The 2709-nt window shown below is 58.9% G+C and carries 4 protein-coding genes; all 4 read right to left on the reverse strand.

The window, feature by feature from the left end:
- Positions 1 to 550: hypothetical protein (locus AC11W3_RS16780; protein WP_484093389.1), on the reverse strand; the 550-nt coding region annotated here is incomplete at its 3' end.
- Between the two features lie 53 nt (positions 551 to 603).
- Complete coding sequence (locus AC11W3_RS16785; RefSeq protein ID WP_484090644.1) at positions 604 to 1425, reverse strand: HesA/MoeB/ThiF family protein; 822 nt, start codon at positions 1423 to 1425, stop codon at positions 604 to 606.
- Position 1426: 1 nt separating this feature from the next.
- A complete protein-coding gene (locus AC11W3_RS16790) occupies positions 1427 to 1657 on the reverse strand; it encodes a MoaD/ThiS family protein (protein WP_484090643.1) in 231 nt (76 codons plus the stop codon).
- Between the two features lie 68 nt (positions 1658 to 1725).
- Positions 1726 to 2427 carry a GAF domain-containing protein gene (locus AC11W3_RS16795; RefSeq protein WP_484093390.1) on the reverse strand — a complete coding sequence of 234 codons (702 nt, stop codon included), beginning with the start codon at positions 2425 to 2427 and terminating at the stop codon, positions 1726 to 1728.
- Positions 2428 to 2709 lie beyond the last annotated feature (282 nt).

Raw genomic sequence — 2709 nt, forward strand, 5'->3', positions numbered from 1 at the left:
TGGACGAGAAGAGGCCGCGCATGGTGCCGCCGGTCATGGCGATATGGATGTCCGACATCTTGTGCAGGGTCATGAGCACCGGGGCAAAGACCAGGTTCATCAGGACGCTGACGGAAAATGCCCGGGAGATCCTGACCGGAAGCGACGAGGAGTTGGCCGTGAGGTCAAGATAGCCGAGGAATGCCGGGACACCCGCCGCGAATATCACCAGGATGGTCTTGATCGCAATCCCCAGAAGTCCCCAGACGAGGGCCTTGGGGATCAGGCCGAAGCCCGGTTTCAGGTAGGCCCCTTCGGAAAGCCGCAAGGCCAGGACCTCGCCGAAGGTGGCCAGAACGGCAAACTTGACGAAACTCATAACCATGCCGTGGGAGCGATTGACTGCACCGAAGTTTTCCCTGGCCTCGGGCGAGACGGCAAAGAGGGCAATGATCCCCCCTACCGCTGCCACTGCCAGGAGATCACTGTATCTGTTCCGGGTCGCGGAGAGACCCTTGGAAGTCGAAGCGTTAAGGCCGTAGCCGGTGCTGCTGATCTCTGTCTTGTCCATGTGTGAGTGCGACCTCCCGATATTTCCGCGGCGCGGGCAACTCGCCGTCACCCTCAGAGTACGATTTTTTCCAGCTCCATTTCCCGCAGATTCAGCGAGATCATCCTCCCCGTCAGCGACCCCTTGATCCCCAAAATGGCCCTGCAGATCTCGGCAGTTTCCATCCCGGCGATGACCGCGGGGGTAAATGCGGGGTTGCCGAGTTTTTTCTCCGCGCCGGTCCCCTGCGAGCGGTTTTCATAAAGCCGCTGCAGCACCCTCTCACCCGGATACTGGGTCACGATCTGACCGTACCAGCCGCCGATCGCTCCGTGGACCAGCGGAATCCCTGCCTGCTCACAGCTCTCAGCCAGCTCGAGCCGTGAAGAGACGGAGTCCAGGGCATCGGCTGCCAGATCGACATTCCGCAGCAGATCCTTGCCGTTTTGCGCCGTGAACTTTGTCCTGACCGGGGTCAGGTTCACCGCCGGGTTGATTTCGGCAACGCGGGTTGCGGCCAGGGCAACCTTGGGCCAACCGAGAAATTTGACGGAGGAGAGAATCTGGCGGTTCAGGTTGTGTTCCTCGAAGATGTCAGGATCAACGGCAACGATCTGCCCCACTCCAAGCCGGGCCAGCGACTCGATGATATGGCCGCCCAGACCGCCGCAGCCGATAACTGCCACACAACTGCGTAAAAGTTTAAGCTGCTGCGCGATGCTGAACGTTTCCCTGTTGCGACCATACCGGGCCGGCAGGAGCCCTGTTTGCAGTATCAGCTCCTCGATTTCCGCCACAGGGATAGAGAAGTTACGGGAAGCCTCCAGTTGCCATTTCCATGGCACCAGGTCATCGCTTGCGTGTTTCCGCAGATAGCGCTGCACGAGTTCTTTCATTTCAGCCGCCGCTCAACAGAGGAAAGAGTGCCAGGGTGTCGCCGCAGTTGAGACGGAGATCCAGTTCCGCCCGTTGACCGTTGACCAGGGCGGTCCCCACTTCGAGTTCCTGCAAACCAAGAGCGAGGACCACATCCCTGATGGTCGTTGCCGCCGGGTAGTAGTGGCTTTCCATGGCAAACCGGTCGGTACGGAAGGACGCAAAGAGTTTCACCATTACCAGCATCGACATTGTTCCCTCTCCAGCTGTTGATCTGTTTTCATCACCACGATGACCGCAAAATCATTACGAAGACACCATCAGCAGACACACTTGATGGCAGAAAGAATCAGGTTGGCAACGATAGCGACAAAGGAAAACTCGTCTTCGGGGAGGACCCTGACCGAGGTGCATTGCACATTGATGACCCCGTAGAGTTGGTTGCCGCCGACGATCGGGTAAGAAAGCATGGAGTTGAACCTCTCCTCGTTGAGTTCGGGGAACACCTTGTTGCGAGGGTCCTTGGCGGCGCTGGGGATGTTGACCGGTTTTTTATCGAGCGCAGCGGAGCCGGTAATGCCTTCCCCGATCTTCAGGCGAAACCGGCCGACGTTGGCCGGGTCGTAGCCATGAGTCCCCTTCAGCACGAGATCTCCATCCTCCAGAAGATAGATGTTGCAGACATCGGCTTTGAGCTGGGTGACGACCTTCGTGGCAACGGTCCCGAGTATGTCGGGGAGTGAGGCGTCAGAGGTAACCAGCGAGCTTATCTCTTCCAGGGAGAGCATCTCCCGGTGTTCACGGTTAGCGCGATGCATGATCGCCGACATTTGGTCCTTTTCACTGACAGCGCAGGGAGAAAAAACGCCCCTCCTGGCGAAGGGATTCACCTTACGGATGTTCTCGGTCAGGGTGCGGTAATCGGAAAAACCGCACGAACAGGTTGTTTTGACCTGGTAGTCTCCGACCCGGCGGCTGTTCATGACCTTTCCGCACTTGCGGCAGTGAGCTGCTATCTGCATCTGTCAATCTCCGTTCGCTGGTATCGAACCACCTGCGCCTGGCTTTTTACCGCCGGCAGCGCTCGCGCCTTTGCCCCCGGATACAGTCGCCGCGCGAGACAACTCATTTTCCCAATCGCGGGGATCCGGCTGGCGGATCCCCGCGCACCAGCCATCAACGGTTCAGAAAGGCTGCCGGTGCAGGTGATGGGAGATCCCCTGCGCCACCGGCGGGAAATTGCGGGCGATATGCAGCCGGACCTCGTCTTCAAAGGCGGTATCCTGGTTCCCCCGGTACACGAT

The organism is Geomonas sp. (assembly GCF_056994735.1).

What these genes read in the sequence shown, in the direction of transcription:
- AC11W3_RS16795 (WP_484093390.1), bottom strand. Translation starts at nt 2,427, where the DNA reads ATGCAGATAGCAGCTCACTGCCGCAAGTGCGGAAAGGTCATGAACAGC.
- AC11W3_RS16790 (WP_484090643.1), bottom strand. Translation starts at nt 1,657, where the DNA reads ATGTCGATGCTGGTAATGGTGAAACTCTTTGCGTCCTTCCGTACCGAC.
- AC11W3_RS16785 (WP_484090644.1), bottom strand. Translation starts at nt 1,425, where the DNA reads ATGAAAGAACTCGTGCAGCGCTATCTGCGGAAACACGCAAGCGATGAC.